Origin of the sequence: Roseivirga sp. 4D4, from assembly GCF_001747095.1 — a bacterium.
Lineage (GTDB): Bacteria > Bacteroidota > Bacteroidia > Cytophagales > Cyclobacteriaceae > Roseivirga.
On sequence record NZ_MDGP01000001.1, the window covers coordinates 2,572,946 to 2,595,046 of the forward strand.

16 protein-coding genes are annotated in these 22,101 nt (G+C 41.2%); 10 read left to right on the plus strand and 6 right to left on the minus strand.

Features of this window, described 5'->3' with window-relative positions:
- Positions 1-7: 7 nt before the first annotated feature.
- From BFP97_RS11360 to BFP97_RS11375, 4 genes are all read left to right on the plus strand, one after another.
- A complete protein-coding gene (locus tag BFP97_RS11360) occupies positions 8-6,130 on the plus strand; it encodes an HYR domain-containing protein (RefSeq protein WP_069842534.1) in 6,123 nt (2,040 codons plus the stop codon).
- Positions 6,131-6,230: 100 nt separating this feature from the next.
- The gene (locus BFP97_RS11365) at positions 6,231-6,605 is read left to right on the plus strand and encodes a co-chaperone GroES family protein (RefSeq protein WP_069842535.1); all 375 of its coding nucleotides are present in this window, start codon (positions 6,231-6,233) and stop codon (positions 6,603-6,605) included.
- A gap of 171 nt (positions 6,606-6,776) precedes the next feature.
- The gene (locus BFP97_RS11370) at positions 6,777-7,874 is read left to right on the plus strand and encodes a fatty acid desaturase family protein (RefSeq protein WP_069842536.1); all 1,098 of its coding nucleotides are present in this window, start codon (positions 6,777-6,779) and stop codon (positions 7,872-7,874) included.
- A gap of 87 nt (positions 7,875-7,961) precedes the next feature.
- Positions 7,962-9,023, plus strand: coding sequence for a flavin monoamine oxidase family protein (locus BFP97_RS11375; RefSeq protein ID WP_069842537.1), 1,062 nt, complete (start codon positions 7,962-7,964; stop codon positions 9,021-9,023).
- Here BFP97_RS11375 and hemB read toward each other — a convergent pair.
- The 4 genes from hemB to BFP97_RS11395 are packed head-to-tail and all read right to left on the minus strand — an operon-like array spanning position 9,005 to position 11,172.
- The gene (hemB, locus tag BFP97_RS11380; protein WP_069842538.1) at positions 9,005-9,976 is read right to left on the minus strand and encodes a porphobilinogen synthase; all 972 of its coding nucleotides are present in this window, start codon (positions 9,974-9,976) and stop codon (positions 9,005-9,007) included. The two genes, BFP97_RS11375 and hemB, sit on opposite strands and share 19 nt — an antisense overlap.
- Positions 9,977-9,986: 10 nt before the next feature.
- Complete coding sequence (locus tag BFP97_RS11385) at positions 9,987-10,325, minus strand: DUF4870 domain-containing protein (RefSeq protein ID WP_069842539.1); 339 nt, start codon at positions 10,323-10,325, stop codon at positions 9,987-9,989.
- Positions 10,325-10,537, minus strand: a complete 213-nt coding sequence (locus tag BFP97_RS11390; RefSeq protein ID WP_069842540.1) for a helix-turn-helix domain-containing protein — start codon at positions 10,535-10,537, stop codon at positions 10,325-10,327. The genes BFP97_RS11385 and BFP97_RS11390 overlap by 1 nt, the downstream gene beginning before the upstream one ends.
- Positions 10,538-10,539: 2 nt before the next feature.
- A complete protein-coding gene (locus BFP97_RS11395; RefSeq protein WP_083262518.1) occupies positions 10,540-11,172 on the minus strand; it encodes a DUF2975 domain-containing protein in 633 nt (210 codons plus the stop codon).
- A 184-nt stretch (positions 11,173-11,356) separates the two neighbouring features.
- On the opposite strand from BFP97_RS11395, the gene BFP97_RS11400 reads away from it, so the two are divergent.
- The 3 genes from BFP97_RS11400 to BFP97_RS11410 all read left to right on the plus strand — a co-directional run bounded on the left by BFP97_RS11400 (position 11,357) and on the right by BFP97_RS11410 (position 18,157).
- The gene (locus tag BFP97_RS11400) at positions 11,357-14,287 is read left to right on the plus strand and encodes a TonB-dependent receptor (protein ID WP_069842542.1); all 2,931 of its coding nucleotides are present in this window, start codon (positions 11,357-11,359) and stop codon (positions 14,285-14,287) included.
- Positions 14,288-14,405: 118 nt separating this feature from the next.
- A complete protein-coding gene (locus BFP97_RS11405; protein WP_069842543.1) occupies positions 14,406-17,129 on the plus strand; it encodes a TonB-dependent receptor in 2,724 nt (907 codons plus the stop codon).
- A gap of 143 nt (positions 17,130-17,272) precedes the next feature.
- Complete coding sequence (locus tag BFP97_RS11410) at positions 17,273-18,157, plus strand: anti-sigma factor (RefSeq protein ID WP_069842544.1); 885 nt, start codon at positions 17,273-17,275, stop codon at positions 18,155-18,157.
- 58 nt (positions 18,158-18,215) lie between these two features.
- On the opposite strand, the gene BFP97_RS11415 is transcribed toward BFP97_RS11410, so the two are convergent.
- Together BFP97_RS11415 and rocD are read right to left on the minus strand one after the other, a co-directional pair.
- Positions 18,216-18,431, minus strand: a complete 216-nt coding sequence (locus tag BFP97_RS11415; RefSeq protein ID WP_069842545.1) for a hypothetical protein — start codon at positions 18,429-18,431, stop codon at positions 18,216-18,218.
- A gap of 126 nt (positions 18,432-18,557) precedes the next feature.
- On the minus strand, positions 18,558-19,832 hold the full coding sequence (rocD, locus tag BFP97_RS11420) for an ornithine--oxo-acid transaminase (RefSeq protein WP_069842546.1): 1,275 nt from the start codon (positions 19,830-19,832) through the stop codon (positions 18,558-18,560).
- Positions 19,833-19,908: 76 nt separating this feature from the next.
- On the opposite strand from rocD, the gene BFP97_RS20740 reads away from it, so the two are divergent.
- Genes BFP97_RS20740 through BFP97_RS11430 form a run of 3 tightly spaced genes read left to right on the plus strand, consistent with a single transcriptional unit; the run spans position 19,909 to position 22,092 of the window.
- On the plus strand, positions 19,909-20,070 hold the full coding sequence (locus BFP97_RS20740) for a DUF5522 domain-containing protein (RefSeq protein ID WP_170827455.1): 162 nt from the start codon (positions 19,909-19,911) through the stop codon (positions 20,068-20,070).
- Complete coding sequence (locus BFP97_RS11425) at positions 20,067-20,603, plus strand: PH domain-containing protein (RefSeq protein ID WP_069842547.1); 537 nt, start codon at positions 20,067-20,069, stop codon at positions 20,601-20,603. Before BFP97_RS20740 ends, BFP97_RS11425 begins: the two co-directional genes overlap by 4 nt.
- The gene (locus BFP97_RS11430) at positions 20,587-22,092 is read left to right on the plus strand and encodes a PH domain-containing protein (protein ID WP_069842548.1); all 1,506 of its coding nucleotides are present in this window, start codon (positions 20,587-20,589) and stop codon (positions 22,090-22,092) included. Before BFP97_RS11425 ends, BFP97_RS11430 begins: the two co-directional genes overlap by 17 nt.
- Positions 22,093-22,101: the final 9 nt, after the last annotated feature.

Consider the following 22,101-nt stretch of genomic DNA (forward strand, 5'->3'; position numbering starts at 1 on the left):
ACTCACAGTGACCGATACCAATGGTAACACGAGTACTGCTACTGCAACCATTACAGTAACCGATAACATCGCTCCTACTGTGGTCACTCAGGATGTCACCATAGCATTGGATGAGAATGGAGAAGCTTCAATCACAATTCCTCAGATTGACAATGGCTCTAATGACAACTGCAGCATTACATTAAGTCTTGACCGACTCAACTTCAATTGTGATGACCTTGGAACCAACACGGTCACACTAACAGGTGTTGATGTAAGTGGAAACAGTACTTCGGCCACGGCAACAGTAACTGTTACCGACATTGCAGCACCAGTGGTCACTGTTCAAGATGCCATCATTAACATAGATGCTGACGGAACAGCTCAACTGACAACAGACCTAATAGAAATATCTAGCGCTGACAACTGCGGTATAGCAACCAAAGTTCTAAGCAGAACATCATTTGACTGCACAGAACTAGGAGTGCACACTGTATCGTATACTGTTACTGATAATGCTGGGAATACAACTACAAAAACGGTCAATGTAACTGTTCAGGACATTACCGCTCCTACCGTTATTGCTCAAAACTTAACTGTATCGCTAGACCAAAATGGTCAAGCAGTCATCACCTCAAGTCAGGTAGACAATGGATCAAGCGATAATTGCAACATTACATTAAGTCTTGATCAAACAAGTTTTGATTGCTCAAACCTTGGGCCGAATACTATCACACTCACTGGTACTGATAATGCTGGAAATACTACATCAGCAACTGCCACAGTTACCATCGTTGACGACATAGCACCTTCGGTTACAACTCAAAACGTCACCTTGAACCTGGATGCAAATGGATCAGCAAGTTTAAGCACTGAGGTAGTCGAAGTATCCGAAAGCACTGATAATTGTGGAATAGTGTCTAAGGTCTTGAGCCAAACTACATTTGACTGCACTGATGTTGGTACCAATCTTGTCACATACACGGTCACTGACGGTGCTGGGAATACCACCACTCAGACGATTACCGTAACAATCGTAGATAATATTACACCTACAGTCATCGCTAAAGATATAAGTCTTGTCCTAGATCAAAATGGGTTAGCATCTATCACTGTTTCTCAAATTGACAATGGTTCTAGTGACAACTGTGACCTCACACTAAGCCTAGACAAGCTCAACTTCGATTGCAACGATTTAGGTACTAATACTGTAACATTGACTGGAGTTGATGCTAGCGGAAACACAGCCTCAGCCACTGCCACTATAACTGTTATTGACAATGCAGCACCAATAGTAACTGTACAAGACGCTACCATTAACATAGATGCCAATGGCACAGCTCAATTGACAACTGACCTAATTGAAGTATCTAGTACTGACAACTGTGGTATAGCAGCTAAAGTACTCAGTAGAACATCATTCGACTGCAATGACTTGGGAGTTCATGCCGTTACCTACACAGTCTCTGATAACGCTGGAAATATCACTACAAAGACAGTCAATGTAACGGTTCAGGATGTTACTGCTCCAACAGTTATAGCGCAAGATGTAACAGTTATACTGGATGAAAATGGTGCTGCTTCAATCAGCATCCCTCAGATAGACAATGGATCAAGCGATAATTGCAACCTCACTTTGAGCCTTGATAAGCTTACCTTCGATTGTGACGATCTAGGAACTAACACTGTAACCCTTACTGGTACTGACAACTCAGGAAATACTGCGTCTGCAACAGCAACTGTTACCATAATCGATAACATTGCTCCTACTGCGATAGCTCAGAACTTAGAAATCTCCATCGATGAGAATGGACAAGCTAGCATCACTGCGGATCAGATTAATAATGGTAGTACAGACAACTGTGGTATTGCAAGCATTACCATCAGCCAAACTGACTTTGACTGCAGTAACATTGGGGAGGTCACCATTACACTTACTGTTACTGATAATGCTGGTAATATTTCTACGGCTACTTCAACAGTAACCATTGTAGACAATGCCGCACCTTCAATCACTGCTCAGCCTGCTACGGTGAGCTTAGATGAAAATGGTGTTGGTTCAATTACTCCAAGCGATGTAGTGGCTGGAGTAACAACTCAGCGTGGTGTCAAGCATTATGGAGGAAGCTCTTCTCATGCCATATGGCTAAGTAAGTACACGCCTGATAATCAAGTGGGTAAATTCCACTTCCTACAGGACGAAGGATCGCTGGCCGAACAGGCGGATGGTACTGCTACCATTACTGGTACACTTGTTAACATTAATGATGAGAACGACAGCTGGGCAGTTCAACTTAACCTGATCGATAGAAAATCATGGAATGAATGGTCTGCTTTAGGTAGATCGTGGAAAGGAAATACCAGCAATGTTGGAGATAACTACTTGGATTGGAACTTCTATATCATGGATACTAATCCTTCCAACCCTTCTACACTAACAGGACTTGGTAACAATGCAGGCAAAACAAAAACACTAGCGCATGCTCCTGCTAATTACAACTATGGATTCCAGATAGGTGAAGCAGCTAATGACAAAGACAAAGGCCTTGGCTTCTCAGGATGGTTTACTTATCAGAACGATCAAGGTAATACTGTTCAGGGCGACTTTAATTTAGACATCACTAGTACTACCTACACAGTAGGTGATGGACCATGTGCTACTGCAGAAGTAACCATCTCTACAGAAGACTTTACTTGTGCTGATTTAGGTCAACAAACCGTAACCATTACAGCAACTGATAACCAAGGTAATACGGTAACAGAAACAACCACTGTGACTGTCGTTGATGAGATCGCTCCTATCGTTCTTGTTCAAAACCTAACTGTATCGCTAGATCAAAATGGTCAGGCAGTCATCACAACCAGCCAGGTGGATAATGGATCAACCGATAACTGTAACATTACATTAAGCCTAGATCAGACAAGTTTTGATTGCTCAAACCTTGGACCGAATACTGTCACACTCACCGGTACTGACAACGCAGGAAATACTACATCAACTACAGCTATTGTTACCATAGTTGATGATATCTCTCCTAATGCCATCACACAGAACTTGACTGTTTATTTAGATGAGCATGGATCAGCAAGTATTTCGGCAAGTCAAATTAATAATGGTAGCACTGACAACTGCGGTGTTGCGAGTGTCTCAGTTGACAAAGCTAATTTCGATTGCAGCCACCTTGGAGAGAACATTGTCACGCTAACCGTTACTGACATCAGTGGGAATACCTCAACAGCGGTGGCAACAGTGACTGTAATTGATAACATTGCTCCGGAGATTACTGGAATTCCTTCTAACATTGTATATAATGAAACGGATACGGACTGTGGCCAGGCTATCACTTGGACTGCACCTGATGCTACTGATAACTGCAATCTCACGCTGACAAGTACACACGCTCCTGGTGATGTCTTCCCAGTTGGAACTACAACCGTAACCTATACCGCTACGGATGGCAGTGGTAATTCCGTTGATGCATCATTTGATGTTACAGTGGTGGCTTTACCAATTGCTATCACGCTTGATCCTGAAGTATACAACGATGAAGAAGGATATAATATCACCTGTAATGGTGGCAGCGATGGTATCATCAATGCTACAGTAGAAGGTGGATGTGCACCGTACACTTATAGTTGGAGCAACGGATCTTCTGAAACTTCGATCAACAACTTAGAAGCAGGTAACTATACATTAACAATCACAGATGCCAATGGTGCCCAAGCTTCTCAGACAATCGAATTGTCTGAACCAGATCCATTGACAATTGAAACCAATGTATCACCAGCATTGCCTGGTGGTGAAGCGGGGGTTGTCAATACGATATACCTGGGTTATGGAGAGCAATCTGTCACTTTAAGCGCGGCTGCCTCTGGTGGTAATAGTGAATACACTTATGAGTGGTCTTCTGACGGAGACATCTCGTGTATTAACGATAATAGTGCGACAGTAGCCCCTAAGATTACCACTAACTATACTGTCAAAGTTACTGATGCTAATGGATGCATCACTGAACGTACCTTCACCATTTATGTCATTGATATACGTTGTGAGGGGGGAGTTGTCTCAGAAAACCCTGGTGGAGACAATGGGGGCGGAAATGATAATCCAGGTGGAGATGACGATGGAGGAAACGATAACGGTGGCGGAAGTGACAATGATGACGATAACAATGGGGACAGCGATGATGATGACGATGACAACGATGACAATGGAGAAAATGACGACATAACGATATGTCAGTGTGAAGGCAAAATGCAGAACTTCACGGTAACCTATAATGGCCCATCAGGTGTTACTATTAGAGCCTATAAGAAAAATGGCAGAAGCCAAATAAAGAAGTTCACTAATGTCAAAAATGGCGATCAGATTACAGTAAACGGCTTTGACAAAAAGGGGAGATTAGATTCGAAGACCTATCTCAGAATTGGATCAAAATATTACAAAATCCATACTTCCTGCTCCGAAAGCATAATAGGAAAGTCCTATGGACCATTTAAAGTGGACGCTTACACCGATGGAGAAGGTGCTGTGTGCATGGCGGGTATTGGAAACGGTGATATTGACAACGGAGACGATGATGATAATGGGGACGATGACGATGATAATAAGGGTGATGATGATGACGATGACGATGATGATAAGAAGAAAGACGATGATGATGATGATAAGGGCGAGGATGACGATGACGATGATAACCAACCTAAGTTTGACGATGACGATAATGGACTAAGTGCCTTTACAGATGATAATAATATCTCCAGAAGTACTTACTATGGCGGTCAAGGCAATGTAAATCAAGGCTGCGATTGCGAAGGTGGGATGAAAGAAATTACCGTTGTCTATAACGGTACTTCAGGAACATGGATCAAAGCTTATAACCGTTGGGGTAATGTCAAACTGGGTGAATATAAGTATGTACAAAAAGGTCAAACACTAGTCATTAATGGATATGGCAGCTCTGGACTGTTAGATTATAAAACCTACCTCAAGGTGGGTGCCTACTTATACAAAATTTATACGTCCTGCTATATCGATATTGTTGGACGATCTTACGGACCATTCACCGTAACAGGTTTTAAAGACAAAAAGGACAACACTTGCTCAATTAATGACACCCCAGATGATGTAGAAGTAGAATCAACATGTGATGCGACAAGCTATAGCAACAATGGACATGCACTTTGGTTAAGCCAGTATAGTTCTCAGGGTAGTGCTAGGTACATGTTTGAAAATGGCTTTGGTACGTTGAGCCATTTAGAAGATGGTACGGCCACGGTTACAGGTTCTGTCTATAATAAAAATGATCCGAATGACAAATGGGATATTGAGTTCTACTTGGACGAAGGTAAAACATGGAATGAGTGGAGCGCCTTGGGTAGAAGCTATAAAGATGAACAAGGTATTGCTGGGTCGGCCTATCAAGACTGGACCTATCATGTACTTGATGTGAACAAAGTCAACAGACTAGTCGGTAAAGGCAGCAATGCGGGCCGTCAAAAGATTGTAAGTCATATGCCTTCCAATTACCAGTTTGGTTTCCAAATCGGTAATAAAGCCAATAATAAAAATGCCAACTACGGTATTTCAGGCTGGTTCTATTATAAGAATGATTACGGGCATTGGGTACAGGGAGATATCAATATGGATCTCTCTAACTGCGACAGTGACGGTTCAGATAACCCAGGAGATTGTGATTTAGACTTAATTAGTTGGAACGGCAATGTTACCCTATGTTATCAGGGTGAATCTATTTGCGTCAGTCAGGAAGAAGCTGCAACGCTTATCGCTGATGGTGCCAAATTAGGTTCGTGTGCGGTAATTCTTCCTAGTGCCAGAGCACCAAAAGGTGTTATAGTCACTGATACCGATGTGCCTGTCAGTTCAGTAAGCATTGAAGTGAATGCATATCCAAACCCAACTCGCGACAGAACTACCATCAACGTTACATCATCGGTTGCTGGCCCTGCTTCTATCAATGTTTACAACAGCCAAGGACACTTGGTAGGAAAGCTATTTGAAGGAGATACAGAAGCGGATAGAACCTATTCATTTGAATTTGATGGTACTAATCTAGTCAGTGGGCTATATATGATCAGGGTGAACACCGCTGGTATGGTAGAAACAAAGAAATTGATAATTAAGCATTAATCTCCTTTTACCAATCAACAGGGAGAGGGGTCAACTTTACGTTGACCCTTTTTATTTACACCAGTTACCATTATATATTTGCTTCACAGAACTGACTATTATGGAATTGACGGCTGACAACAGATTGAAAAAGCTCATCATAGTGGGCGATCGCTTACTCATAAGACCAAAAAAGTCACCAGAAAAAACTGAAAGCGGTCTTTATTTACCCCCTGGGGTTCAAGAGAAAGAAAAGGTTCAGACCGGTTATGTCATCAAAATTGGCCCAGGTTATCCTATCCCTATGCCCACCGATGAAGAGGATCATTGGAAAGGCAATGATGAAAAAGTTAAATATGTGCCGCTACAAGCGGAAGAAGGCGATCTGGCAATTTTCTTACAGAAGGGGGCCGTTGAAATTGTTTATCAAGGCGAAAAGCTCTTTATAGTCCCTCAAGCGTCAGTTTTGATGCTCGAACGCGAGGAAGATTTCTGAGGAAGTCAGATTTCAGGGATTTAATCACTAATTTTGCAACATTATTAACCAGTGGACTGTCAATTCGTGTAATCCCTCTGGAGTTTTTTGTGTTCCTGAATTATATTAGGTACATCTAAACAAAAACTAGAAACAAAGTCTTCAGCAAGAAGCATTAGGTTAAAATAATATATGAATTACAAGAGCATTAAATTTTCTCGTACTAATCAAGCCGAATTTATAAGTGACCTACGTAAACGTGTCAAGACTTATTTCGACTCGAACGAGATATCGGTTCACGGCAACTTCACCATGTTTAGCAAAACAGCAGCCATGTTCTTAATGTACTTTGCTCCTTATGTACTAATGCTTACCGGAGTAATTACCCAACCTTGGCTAATCATTGTCATGTGGGCAATTATGGGCTTTGGAATGTCGGGAATCGGGTTATCCGTAATGCATGATGCCAACCATGGGTCTTACTCAAATAATAAAACAGTAAATAAGTACATGAGCTACGTAATGAACCTAATTGGTGCCAGCTCATTTAATTGGAAAATACAGCATAACGTATTACATCACTCCTACACCAACATAGAGGGTGTAGACGAAGATATCGACCCCGGTATTCTTATGCGTTTATCTCCGCATGCGAAGCACTACAGATTGCATAAGTTTCAGCATATATATGGCTGGTTCTTTTATGCCATTATGACCTTCTTATGGCTTACTACAAAAGACTTTGTACAACTGAATAGGTACAAAAAAATGGGACTCATAAAGGGTCAAAAGAGAACTTATAGAAGTGTGCTGATAGAAACGATTTTTTCAAAAGTCGCCTATTATGCCTATGCTCTGGTTCTTCCATTAATCTTTATCCAAGCGCCTTGGTGGATTGTTGTAATTGGCTTTTTGACCATGCATATCATCACAGGTTTGTGGATTGCTTTGATCTTCCAGCCTGCCCACGTCATGCCAAATTCGAAATACCCAATTCCAGATAACTTGGGGAATATGGAAAATAACTGGGCCGTTCATCAGCTCTTTACAACCACTAACTTCTCCCCTAAGAGCAAACTTTTCTTCTGGTACGTGGGTGGTTTGAACTACCAAATTGAACACCACTTGTTTCCGAACATTTGCCACGTTCATTATAAAAGAATCTCTAAAATCGTCAGAGAGACTGCAAAAGAATATGGTTTGCCCTATAATCTGGAACCCACCTTTGTTTCGGCCATCGTTAGCCATGCGAAAATGCTGAAGACTTTAGGTCGAGTGGAAACAGTTTAATAAAGATCTCCAAATCCATTGTTCTCCTACATAACAAAAGAAGTTCTATTTATGAACTTTCTGAAGGGCGTATCTATTAAATAGAGCATGTATGATGTCCTAATCATTGGTGCTGGTCTATCTGGATTAACAACTGCATACGCTTTAAGGGAAAAGGGTATTAACTATAAAATTCTGGAAGCCAGAGATCGGCCAGGCGGACGTATAAACACGCTTGACGGACCATTAGAAATGGGCGCTACATGGCTTGGAGGACAGCACACTCACCTGCTTCAATTATTGAAGCAGGTGAGTGTTGAAATATTTCCTCAACATACTGAGGGTAAAATTTCATACGAAGTATCGAGTTTTCAAGACATCCAGCATTTCGATTTCCCACCAGGTCAGGCTCCATCATATCGAATTAAAGGAGGCAGCGCGAAGCTAATCGAATCACTGATTGACAGGATTGATAGGGACACAATTCTCTTCAATGCTCAGGTCGCTGAAATTAAAGACAATAGTGACTCGGTTGAAGTAATTTTAAATTCTGGAACCGCATTGGAAGCCGCAACAGTCATTACAACTATACCCCCTCAGCTACTAGCAAGGAGCATTCAGTTCACACCTCCTCTTCCTGAAAATAAAACCTCAATTATGTGGCAGACACATACCTGGATGGGAGAATCCATTAAGTATGCTGTCAGCTACGCCTCACCTTTCTGGCGCGAAAAAGGGCTATCAGGAATGGGCTTCTCCCAGACAGGCATTATTCAAGAGGTTCATGACCACAGCAATTTTGAAAATGAATTCTTCGCATTAAAGGGTTTTCTGAATCCTGACTTGGCTCGTCTGGATTACGAAGAGAGAGAGGGGAAAGTTATAAGTACGCTTATCAGACTTTTTGGTAACCAGGCTGGTGAATATCTGGAATACTCCGAACACCTCTGGGCGAATGATCCCTTTACATCAGTCAAGGATGCAATTCCAGTAGTACCACACCAAAATAATGGTCATGAAATACTGCGAGCAGAAGCCTATGATGGAAAACTGATGTTCTCAGGAACAGAAAGCTCACTTGCTTACCCTGGCTATATGGACGGGGCTGTATTCAGTGGCTTAAACGCTGCCCAAAGAGTTTTAAAGAAATATCAACGTGCTGAAAGCTGAGCGAATTCTTTTGCATGATAGGTAAGAATAATATCTGCACCTGCACGCTTTATACTCAGTAGGGTTTCTGCCATTACCCGATCATAGTCCAACCAGCCTTTCTGGGCTGCTGCCTTGAGCATGGCATACTCTCCGCTGACATTGTATGCAGCAATAGGCTGAGAATAATTGTCTTTCAATAGCTTAATCACATCTAAGTATGCCAAAGCTGGTTTTACCATTAAGAAATCAGCCCCTTCGTCTACATCAAGATCCGCCTCAATAAGTGCCTCACGCTGATTGGCCGGGTTCATCTGGTAAGTATTTTTGTCCCCACTCTTCGGTGCAGAATCTAGCGCATCTCGGAAGGGCCCGTAAAAAGCACTTGCATACTTGGCAGTATATGACATAATGGAGACATCCATAAAGCCATGATCATCTAAGACTTCCCTGATGTATCCAACTCGGCCATCCATCATATCTGAAGGACCGATGATATCTATTCCACAACGCGCCTGAGAGAGTGCCTGTTTACCTAATACTTCTAGCGTTTCATCATTCAGAATCTTACCATCCTTGACAATGCCATCATGACCATCGGAGTTGTATGGGTCTAGGGCCACGTCAGTCATAATCGCAGCCTCAGGAAACTCCTGTTTAATCTTTGTCAAAGCTTTCTGATAGAAGAAATCATCATCATAACTTCTTGTGGCAGTCTTGTCCTTATATGACTCAGCTACTACAGGAAAAATATCAAAGGCTGTTATTCCTAACTTCATGCATGACTCAATTTCACGAAGCATGTAATTCAATCCCAATCGGTAAATACCTGGCATAGAGTCTACCTCTATACTACCGTTAGGATCTTCGAGCAGGAAAAGCGGAAAGATAAAGTCATTATTCGTGACTTGAGTTTCTTCTACCAAATTCCGGATTGCTTCCGATTTTCTGTTTCTTCTTGGCCTGATGTCCATACCTCTACGATTACTTGACAAAGTTAATGCATAAAGGATAATTAAATAGCTTCCCTTTATCTGCATCTATAGTGGCCAAGATCACACAAACAAAGTTGACAATAGGTAAGATCACCAAAAATGGAATTCCTATCAATAAGAAAATTCCGAACCCGGCTATTATAGTATATAGGGCCATTGAAATCTGAAAGTTCAACGAAGCTTTGGCATGTTTTTCAATGAGCTCAGACTCGTCCTTTTTTGATAGCCAGATAAACAAAGGCACCAGGAAGCTACCCAACACTACCGTATAACCCAACAGGGTTCCAATGTGTGCGCCCAAAACCCATGGTCTTTCTTTAATAGTCATTATTCTTCATCGGTTTTAAATTCTAGAATATCACCAGGTTGGCAATCCAAAGCTTCACAAATTGCCTCTAGTGTACTGAATCTAACCGCTTTGGCCTTACCCGTTTTGAGAATAGAAAGGTTGGCCAATGTAATACCAACAATTTCAGCCAACTCTTTGCTCTGCATCTTTCTTTTGGCAAGCATAACATCAAGATTTATTATGATTGCCATAATCAGATGGTTAGTTCTTGTTCTTCCTTTAATCTCACACCATGTTCGAAAGCATTGGCCACTAGAAGAATCATGAGCCCTAGAAACCAAAGTGAGTCGAGGAAATCAAAATTAAGCAAGAAACTGGAGCTCACCTTTGAAAAACCTTCAATTTCAAAATTGTTCCTCAAAAACGAATCTAGTATCATTGAATAGGACCATCGGATGATTGCTGAGCCAATCACCATCAAGCCGATAATTCTCAGTCTTTTCACATTGGCCAAACTAAAGAACTCACGTTCTTCAATGGATTTCAACAACTTGATAATGAGACTAAGAAAATAGAAGAGTACCAGAGCAATGAGAATAACTGGTGAAGACATCAGATACTTTGATATAGGAACATCTTCAATCAACACAGCATAAGTTTGAGGTGTTACCGTTACGCTATCATAACTAACCCCGTTATAAGTGGCATTTGGCTTGAAAATCACTGCTTCTTCAAATTGATAATCATTTACAGTAAACATTAGTGGGTTATCGGTGTCTCCTATTACCAAAAACGCGAGTCCAGCAACCCCAAGCACTCCTGTAAACACCCTTGCTAAACTCAGCAAGAAAATACAAACCGAGGTAATCATTCTATTCCATCTCATGGCTATCTAGTTTTGTGCATGACGTACTTTATATGTCTTTCATAGACGGTCAAACGATATTTCCGACATTCTATGTTTTTCGAAATGTAATAAATATTTATTGTAAAACAATAATTTTTTACTGAATTACAGCCATACTAAACCTTTCAGATATGTCAATGTCTAAAATTCAAATCTCAACGACATGCGACACTTTTTTACGGTCATCTTATTCCTAATCTCCTTTTCAGCCTCTGCTCAATACTGGGTAATCAAAGGCAACGTGCTGGACAGTGCACAGAACAAACCCCTAAAGTTCGCAACGGTATTATTGATAAATCTGTCTGACTCAACAGCTAAAGCATACTCAACCAATGATGCTGGTGGCTTTAGGATGACAGGTGTAGAAAATGGTGCCTATCAGATTGGCATCTCCTATGTTGGCTTTAAGAAATATAGTAGAAACTTCACTATATCAGACGCATCTCTCAATCTTGGCAACATTATGCTCGGTATAGATACCAAAAACCTGGATGGTGTGGTTGTCGAGGGCTTAACGGAAAGAGTGAAACAAAACGGGGATACTACTGAATTCAATGCTGCCGCCTTCAAAGTCAACCCAGATGCCACAGCAGAAAACCTTATTGAAAAGATGCCGGGTATTGTTATCCAAAATGGTCAGGTACAAGCTCAGGGAGAAAATGTAAGCAGGGTTTTAGTAGATGGTAGAGAATTCTTTGGTGATGATCCAAATGCCGCACTCAAGAACCTACCGGCAGAAATGATTGAGAGAATTCAGGTTTACGATCAAGCGAGTGATCAGGCCCAGTTTACAGGCTTTCTGGACGGTGAGACATCCAAAACGATGAACATTATCACCCGTGTAAGCATGCGAAATGGAGAGTTCGGAAGGATCAACGCAGGTGCTGGAACAGATGACACCTACAACGTTGGTGGAAGCATTAATTTATTTCGTCCCAAGGCCAGAACTACGTTCCTGGGCCAAATGAATAATATCAATATTCAAAACTTCTCTACTAGTGATTTACTGGGTATTACTGCTGGTGGAGGAAGACGAGGCGGTGGCAGAGGCGGCCGTGGCGGAGGCGGAGGAGGTGGTCTTGCTGGTGGCTTGGCCGGTGGAGGCGGAGGTGGTCGCTTTACAAATGGTGGTAATGCGAGCAACTTTCAGGTAGGCCAACAAGGAGGTATAAATGAAACAAAGGCCTTTGGTGTCAACTATTCCTACGAAGACACAAAAAAGATCAAATTTAGTGGCAGCTATTTTTTCAATCAGTCAGACAATTCGTCTAACGAAGCGGTCTTTAGACAATTCACATTGGCTGAGAATGAAGGGCAAACTTATGATGAAAGTAGCTTGTCAGGAAGCAGAAATACGAATCATCGCTTTAGTGGACAGTTAGAGTATAAAATCAATGACAGGAATTCTATTATCATGCGTCCTCGATTTACTTACCAGGATAACTCGGGAGCAGCATTAGTAGATGGAACGACTTTCTTGGGGGCAGAAACCTTGAATACCATTAACACCGAAAACACCTCGGACTTGGAGGCTTTCAGTTTTAGTAACAACCTACTGTGGAGACATTCATTTGAAAAACGAGGAAGAACCTTTTCGATCAATCTGAACACAGGATTGAATAATAACAATGGGGAAGGTTTTCTGCTGTCCGAATCTGAGTTCTTCACAGGGACATCCAGAAATGTTGATTTTAATCAATTCAATGATCAGAATCAGGATGGCTTTAACATGACGGTAAATGCCACCTATACTGAACCTCTAGCAGATAGAAGCTCTATTCTATTCACTTATAGATATGGCTATCAGTTTAACGACTCGGACTTACAGACCTTTGATTTTAATGAGGGCAATGACGCTTATACTGATTTAAATACCCCTTTGAGTAATACTTTTGAAAATGACTACTATACCCATCAAGGCACATTAGGCTATAATTTGAGAGGAACAAAAGGAACACTAACAATTCGAGCGACTTACCAAAGGGCGATTTTAGACAATGATCAGACCTTTCCGGTGCTTGATAATGTAGATAGAAACTTCAACAATTTTGTGCCTTCAGTCAATTATCGATTTAGGTTTGATCGGGGCAAGAGCCTGAGCATCAATTACAGAGCGTCTACCAATGCACCAAGTGTGAATCAATTACAAAGTGTAATAGATAATACAGACCCGCTAAACATCACATCAGGAAACCCTGAATTAGATCAACGCTATCAGCACACTGCTACCATCAGGTATAACAAGGTAGATAGCGAAACTTCCAGAACATTCTTTACGCTACTGAGCAGTACCTTTTCAGATAATTACATTGGGAATAGTACCACAATTGCATCCAGAGGTAACACTGTTGTAGACGGCATTGTACTGCAACCAGGTGCCCGGTTTAGCAAACCCGTTAATCTGACTGGTTATTGGAACGTAAGAAGTTTCATAGCCTATGGTCTTCCATTAGGTTTTATTAAGTCAAACTTGAATTTCACTGGAACACTCTCTTTTACTCAAACACCTGAATTAATCAACGATGAGTTAAACCAAGCGAAATCACCCACTGTAGGCCTAGGCTTAGTATTGAGTAGCAACATCAGCGAAAAAGTGGATTTCACTATCTCCAGTAACTCTAACTTTAGTTCAGTAAGTAATACACTTCAATCCGCCAATGATACTGACTATTTTACGCAATCGACAAGACTAAGGCTCAACTGGATTTTTGGAGATGGCTTTGTTTTCCGCTCTACAGTAAGTCACACTGCGAACTCAGGTTTATCGGACGGCTTTAATCAGAGCTTTGTGCTTTGGAACATGGAAATGGGCAAGAAACTCATGAAGCAGAAAGCCGAGATAAAATTATCTGTCTTTGACCTATTGAAGCAGAACCAGAGCATTACCAGATCAATAACGGGCTCATATATTGAAGACAACCAGACCGAAATACTGACCCAATACTTTATGCTATCCTTTGTCTATAACATCAGGAGCTTTGGCCAGGGCCAACAACTACCTGTTGAAAATGATAGACTCCGTCAATTGAGAGAACGGTTTGGTGGAGCTGGTGGCTTCGGAGGAAGAAGAGGCGGCAATGGAAATGATCAGTAATACCCCCGGCTCTCAATTCACCATTCACATTATTTATGATCCATTTAAGATTTATTTACAATTAAATCATACGAATAGCAGATAAGACAACTATCTTCATAGGTGTAGTTTATCTGCTATGAGGTCAAAAGGTTTAATACTCTTACTACTTCTATTCATTGGGTTCAATGCATTTGGGCAGCGTCTGGCCATTGACGGCATCGTATTAGACAGTACCTACAAAAAGCCACTCCCCTCTGCCAATATAGTACTCAGAGATAACCTCGATTCATTAGTTCAGGCGACAATCAGTAATCAAGAAGGTGAATTCATTATTAAAGATTTACCCAAAGGAGCTTATCAGCTACGTATATCATTTGTTGGATTCAAACCTTACCGGCAAAGTATCACTTTGACGGACGCCTCCCTTAGTATTGGAAAAATCTATTTAGTTGAAGATCCAACAGACCTAGATTCTGTTTCAGTCACTGCAGAGGCTGAAGCTGTAGTCTTAAAGAAAGATACAGTGGAGTTTAATGCATCAGCATATAAAACTACTGAGGATGCCAGTTTGGGAGAACTCTTGAAGAAAATGCCGGGGCTGGAAGTAGAAGAAGGCAAGGTAAAGACTCAAGGTAAGGAGATTACCAAAATCATTGTTGATGGCAAACCATTCTTTGATGGTAACCCTGCCTCTGCGCTGGAAAACATACCAGCAAACATGGTCAAAAAGGTACAGGTGATAGACGAAAAAAGCGAAGAAACTAGGTTTACAGGGCATGATGATGGCAAAAGAACCAAGGTGATCAACATCGAAACAAAGCCAGAAAAGAAGAAGGGCTACTTTGGCAGGAGTTCTTTGACCTATAGTCAGCCATCTAGATATAACCTCAATGGAAACATAAATTTCTTACGCAAAGACGATCGTTTTTCACTGAATGGCAGCTACAATAACCTTGGTTCGACAAGCGGCCAGAATTATGTTATAGTGAATGGACAAGAATTTGATGCAAGTAACCTGAATATCCCACAAAGGGGAGGTATCACGGAAAACCGATCGCTAGGCGGTTATTACTATACTAAACCTAATGACAAATTAGAGGTGACATTATCATTTCGCCTGAATGGTTCGGAGAGCAGTTCATTCAATGAGATCTCACGACAGTTTATACAGACTGCTGACGAAGGCAGAATTTATAATGAACAATCAGAAAATAATTCAAATAGTGGAGGTCAAAGCGGCTCTTTAAGGGTGGTTTACAAGCCCTCTAAGAAAGACGAAATCTTTTTTAATCAATCTCTTAATCAAAGTCGAAGTACGCGCTCTTCTCGTCTTAGTGGTGTCACTTTAGTTGATGACCAATTACTCAACTCAACGGAGAACCTAAACTATTCAAATGCCACAAGCGATGGCTGGAGCAACAGTCTAACTTGGCGACATAAATTCAAAAAGAAAGGTAGGACCCTCAGTATTAAGTCAACTAACTCACTATCATCTAGTGGAGGAATTGACTCTGTTCGTTCTGAGAACATCTTCACTACAGGTGATATTGAAAATCAACTATTTGACCAAATCTCAGACCCAAACAATGTAAACCGAAGGCATAGTGCGGAAATTTCCTATACTGAGCCTATAGCCGAAAAGAGCAGCCTTAGACTATCTTATAATGGCACCCTGAGTGTAACAGATAATCAGAGACTCCTCTTAGACTTTAATGAAGGTAATGATGCTTATACAGACCTGGATGAACAGCGATCGAGTGAGTTTGAACTAAATAACTTCAGTCATAAAGTCAATTCCGGCATCAGTTTTAAGGTCTCAGATTTTAACCTATCGACCAACCTCATCTATCAATCACAGACGATTGAAAACATGCAAGTCTACCCAAATACTGTTGATACCAGAAACTCTTTCTCGGGCCTTCTTCCCTACTTGTCCATTCGCAAGAGCAATAAGGAGGGGAAACAATCTAGCCTTTCATTTAGAAGAACCATGAGGGCGCCAAGCGCAACACAACTACAAGATGTATTAGACAATAGAAATCCACTTTTTATTCGTCAAGGTAACCCAAACTTAAATGCAAGTTTTACCAATAGCATTTCATTAAGTCACTTAGAGTTTAATGAGAAGACCAGATCATATATTCAAGTCAGCGGTTCACTATCATTTACCGAAAACTCCATTGTGAGCAATACTTTGGTTGGAGATGGCGCAAACAGTCCCGAAGGAGTTTTACTTCCTGTTGGAGCTAGGTTGACAAAGCCTGAGAACCTCGCTGGCCGAATGGCAGCAGGTATTAACGTAAGCCTTTCAAAACCTCTGAAAGGTAAAAAACTAAATCTGGGACTTGGAGGCTCTATCAACTACAGTAGAAATCCGCAATTGCTTAACGAGGTGAGTCAACTCACGAAATCGACCAACTACAGAGTTTCAGTGAGACTAAGCAGTAATTTCAATGACAAGCTGGATATGTCTCTTAGTGCAAATCCGACTTACTCCATGGTAGACAATACGAACCGAGAACAAAACGACAGAAAATACTTTACGCTTTCAAACTCGTTTAGGGCTACATGGAAATTCTGGAATGGTTTTTCACTCAATACATCGTTATCGAATCGTGTACAAGGAAGAATTGAAGACATAGCCGGAACAAGTCTATGGATCTGGAATATGTCATTGAGCAAAAAACTGCTTAAGAAGAAACTAGACTTCAGGGTTTCTGCAACGGACATTCTTCAGCAGAATGCACTTATCAATCGAAACGTAACATCCGAGTACATCCAAAACACCGAGACTAATGTCTTACGCCAAGTATTTAGGTTTAGCCTCTCCTATAAGTTCACCAAAATGGGAGGTAATTAGCAATTTCGCAGTCACTACTTGAAACTGCCGATTGGTCAGCCAGCTGTCGCAATCCATCCCCCTACTAGCAATCGTTAGTATTCCGTGATCTTTTCATGATATCCTAGACTGAGTTTTACCAGCGAAAACATTAAAACTCAGTTATGAAAAAACTATTAGCACTTTTGATCATTCCAGCGCTCGTCTTGAGTTGTGGAGATGACGACAGTCCTTCGTTGGCAAATCTAAATGTCACAATTAACGGACTTGAAGATTTAGGAGCAACTGCCCAGTACGAAGGATGGATTATCGTAGATGGCACTCCTATCAGTACAGGAACATTCACCGTAGATGGAAATGGAAACTTATCGACCTCTTCATTTTCAGCTGACGCTGAAGATCTTGAAGCCGCTACAAAATTCGTTTTAACAATTGAACCAATTCCAGATCCAGACCCTGCTCCTGCAGATGCAAAATTACTTGCTGGTGATTTTAACGGGACCAGTGCCACACTTTCAACCGGTGTCGCACCCGCTTTAGGTGACTTTTCTAATGCAGCAGGTACTTTATTTCTCAGAACTCCCACTGATGAGACTGATGGTAACAACGGAAACGACATTTATGGTGTATGGTTTGGGACACCAGGCATGCCTCCAACCCCCAACTTTACACTACCTACATTACCGGCAGGTTGGGCATATGAAGGATGGGTAATTGGTGAGGCTGGGCCAATTTCTACAGGAACCTTTACTGACTTTGGAGCCAGAGATTCAGGAAATCCATTTAGCGGAACCGAAAATAATGCAGGTCCACCAGTACCAGGGGAAGACTTCTTCAATGCAGCTCCAGCAGGTGAGACATTCCCATTGGATATTAGAGGTAGAAGGATCGTTATATCGGTGGAACCTGTACCAGACAACTCCCCTGCCCCATTTCTATTAAAACCATTATTAGTTGATTTAGCTACGGATGCTGCAACTGCACCCGCTGCTCATGAATTCGGTCAAAACTTAGGTTCCGTACCTACGGGCTCAGTTTCAAGACAATAATTATTAGGAATAAAACATGATTGACATGAGGCTCATTAGAGTCTTTTGTCAATTAAATTTAGTTATTGGGATTTGTAAAGGGGTTGTTGGCTCTAAGCACTAAGGCGGGATCTGCCTCGAGTGTCTCATCTTCTATCTTCAGCTCATTCTCTTGGACAACCGCAGCCTCAAGAGTTGACCTCTCATAACGCAATACCAAGCCGTATGATACAGAGGCAATAGCCAATGTAACGCATATTACGTTTAGTACTCTTCTTTTGGTTGAAGTAAGCATGTAACTGTTTTGATGTATTAGACACCTCTGCAGAGCAATACCCTACTTCAATATCCAATCATTCAAATTTAGAAAAAAAATTAGCCCCTGCTCCTTACTTAGGTGACGAGAGGTTATTAATTGGATTTAAACGGCATTAAATTGAGTAATAGTGGAATCAATGATATCGCAACACTCGTGTAACTGCTCTTCGGTCATTACTAAGGGTGGTGCAAAACGGATAATATTGCCATGGGTAGGTTTTGCCAACAAACCGTTTTCTTTCAGTACCACGCAAATGTTCCAGGCTGTCGAGCTATCAGGAGAATCATTAATGACGATAGCATTTAAGAGTCCTCTGCCCCTAACTAATGTCACTAAGTCTGTCTTTGCAATTAAATCGTTCATTCTCGATCGGAAGATCTCTCCAAGTTTGCGAGCATTTTGTGTTAATTTCTCATCTCTGATGACTTCCAAGGCAGCCATGGCCACAGCACCTCCAAGTGGATTACCTCCAAATGTAGAACCATGCGTTCCAGGTGTAATCACATCCATCACTTCATTGTTTGCTAGCACAGCCGAAACAGGGTAGACTCCTCCCGAAATTGCCTTTCCTAAAATCAGTATATCTGGCTTGGTATAACTCTCTTGTTGCTCACAATGTCCTTGACAGTCGCAGTTACCACATATGGCTAAAAGCCCTCCTGTTCTTCCAATACCTGTCTGAATTTCATCAGCCATGAAAAGAACGTTATGATCATTACAAAGTCTACCAGCGTTTTTAATAAAATCAGCATCAGGTACAAATACACCAGCTTCTCCCTGAATTGGTTCCATTAGAACACCAATAACATTTTCTTCTTTCAGGGCATTCTCTAAAGCCTGTACATCATTGTATGGTATCTTAGTGAAACCAGCAGTATAAGGACCAAAGTTCTTTCTCGCATCCGGATCACTTGAAAAAGAAATTATCGTGGTCGTACGTCCATGAAAGTTTTGATCAAAAACTATAATTCTACCTTCATTCTCGGCCACTCCTTTTTTCTCATAGCCCCACTTTCTACAAACCTTTATCGCTGTTTCGACAGCCTCGGCTCCTGTATTCATTGGTAATACTTTGTCAAAACCGAAGTATTCTGTTACATACTTTTCATAAGGTCCTAAAACGTCATTATAAAATGCTCTGGAAGTAAGCGTTAATTGATCTGCCTGATCCTTTAAGGCACCAACTATTCTTGGATGGCAATGTCCTTGATTGACAGCGCTGTAGGCAGAAAGGAAATCGAAATACTTTTTACCCTCTACATCCCACAGATAAACGCCCTCTCCACGCGATAGAACAACAGGTAGTGGGTGATAATTATGCGCTCCGTGCTCGTTTTCTAAAGAGATTGCCTCTTGACTAGAGTGTATTACTTCCATATTAGTTTACTTTATTTGTGTTTCTAAAAACAATTTCCTTGCACCAAAGGTAGAGAATCTATTTCAGCAGAAAAACATGTCTAGAGATTCAAACAAGAACCAAATCTTTGCCAGTAAAACCGAAGATTACTACATTGGTAAGGATGGCAAATTAGTCTTCACAGAGAAGTATCTCTTGAAGAGGGGCTACTGTTGCCAGAACGGCTGCCGTCACTGCCCATATGGTTTTAAAAAATGAATGAAACATTTCAGAATCTCTCTGTAAATCCAAACGATCTTCCTTCAGTCAAAGAAGCCGATTTCAATCATATCGAAAAGGGCTACTTGAAAGTATCTCTGATTTCAGGTGCTGTTTTTTTTCTACTACTCTTAATTGGAGGCTTTTGCTTGATTTTCTTCAACGATGATATTGAGGGTTCTGTAAAAGTTTATTCGATTGTTTTAGGTTCAATTATCCTACTCTGGGGACTCAATATTCTTGTCACCGTAAAGGCCTTCCCTAAGAAACAATATGCCCTCAGAGAACGGGATATTATTTATACTAAAGGCCTGCTTTGGTGGGAAAGGACTAGCATACCTTTTAATAGAATACAACATGCCGAGTTAAAACAAGGCCCTGTGGATCGTATGTTCAAGCTGCACAGCCTCAAGATTTTCACAGCAGGAGGCCAGAGCAGCGACCTAGTGATACCTGGACTTAGAGAAGACACCGCCTCAAGGTTAAAAGAATTCGTTTTGGGTAAAACTGCGATCGATGGAAATGACGATTGATCAGTATTATACACCTCAAAGACAGTCGCGTGTTGCCATTGGTATTATTCTGATCAAATTCCTTAGAATGACCATTAGATCATTCTGGCCTATACTTCTAAGTTTCTTTATCGGTGGGAGAAACAACGATAGTTTCGGTATGATCATTGGCTATATCGCCTTGGGTTTTGCAGCCTTTAACCTTATTGGTTCTGTACTTACTTACTTTCGGTTTTACTTTCATATAGAGGAAGGCGCGTTCATTATAGATAAAGGTATTCTGAAAAGAACCAAAACAAACATTCCTTTCGAACGCATTCAAACCATCAACTTCAAGCAAAACCTATTACATCAAATCTTTGGAGTGGTTAGCCTGGAGATTGACACTGCTGGTGCAAAAAAATCGGAGCTGACCATTGACGCTCTAAAAAAAGAGGATGCAGAAGCCTTAAGAAGCTTTATTCTAAAAGAGAAAGCACAAATCGAAAGTCCATTAGAGTCTACTGAAACAGACGTGGCAATCGAAGAAGATGAACAGATAGTGCTACACTTAGGAGTTTCAGACCTCTTTAAAGTCGGGGTTAGTCAGAACCATTTGAAATCGATGGGTATTCTGTTTGCCTTTGTGTTCTCAACTTTGAACGAAGTCACCGAAGATGTTCCCGAACTGATCGCTGACGAGCTATCGGGATACGATCAAACCATTCTAAACACTGGATGGGTTATGTTTTTTGCCTCGGTGATCATTGTGGGCATTATATCATTTCTTTATTCTTTGATTACCACGGTTTTGCGCAACTATGATTTGAAACTTTCTATCAAGCAAGGTGGCCTCAAGCTGGTAAAGGGACTTTTAAACCGTGAAGAAATCTCAGTCAATAAAAAGAAGGTCCAGGTGATATCCTGGTCTGACAATCCAATTCGGATGATGTTTAAGATGTTCACCCTACAAATTGAGCAAGCCAGCAGTGCCGAAGCAGACCAACTCAAATCCAAAATTAAAGTACCCGGAAGTTATCAAACTCAGGTTGACAGTGTGGTTAAGGCAGTCTTTCCAGAAGAGTTCTACCGACCAGAGGAACGACACCATGTGAGTAAGCTATTGAAGTATAGGCTCTTCGTCTTCATTGGCCTATTCCCTACACTAATTGGTGCTGGAATAAGCTATTACTTCATAGAATGGGAAGCGCTCTACTTTCTAATTTGGGGACTTTTCATTTGGCTAACTGTCAGTGCCTATTACAGAAAGCGCACCTATGAGGTCAACGATGAGTTCTTAAAAAACAATCGAGGAACTTTCGGTCATATCTACGAACTGACTCAGCTATATAAGGTGCAATCTGTACAAATAAAACAAAGCTGGTATCAGCGTAGAAAAAGAATTGCCACAGTGGTGCTATCCAACGCAGCTGGGGCTCTTAAAGTCCCTTTTATACCTATTGAGCAGGCCGAAGCGCTTGAAAGTTTTATTCTTTACGGAGTAGAAAGCGATCAGCGGGAATGGATGTAATAATTTTCT